The organism is Sodalis sp. dw_96, assembly GCF_018449575.1.
In the GTDB taxonomy this organism is placed as follows: Bacteria; Pseudomonadota; Gammaproteobacteria; order Enterobacterales; family Enterobacteriaceae; genus Acerihabitans.
Map to the genome: position 1 here is coordinate 1 of NZ_JAAVUT010000075.1, position 272 is coordinate 272.

1 protein-coding gene is annotated in these 272 nt (G+C 64.7%); it reads right to left on the reverse strand.

Features of this window, described 5'->3' with window-relative positions:
- Positions 1-272: autotransporter outer membrane beta-barrel domain-containing protein (locus HB631_RS26840; RefSeq protein ID WP_213994218.1), on the reverse strand; the 272-nt coding region annotated here is incomplete at both ends.

Genomic DNA, 272 nt, shown 5'->3' on the forward strand with positions numbered 1-272 from the left:
AGGCTCCGGCTCCGGCGATGGTCCCGGCGCCGGCGCGGCCGTTGAGCTGTTCAGATACCAGTTGGCGGCGTTGACGTCGGTGCCGCGCTCCAGGGTATAATCATAGGCGCCGGCGACGATACGGCCGGATTGGATAAATTCACCATTTGAGGCACCGCCGACGGAAATCAGCTCAATGCCGTCCACGGTCTGGGCGCCGCTGCCGCCGGCGTTGTTGACGCTGACCAATGTATCGCCGGAGGTGTCGCCGCCGACAACCAGCCGTTCGGAAT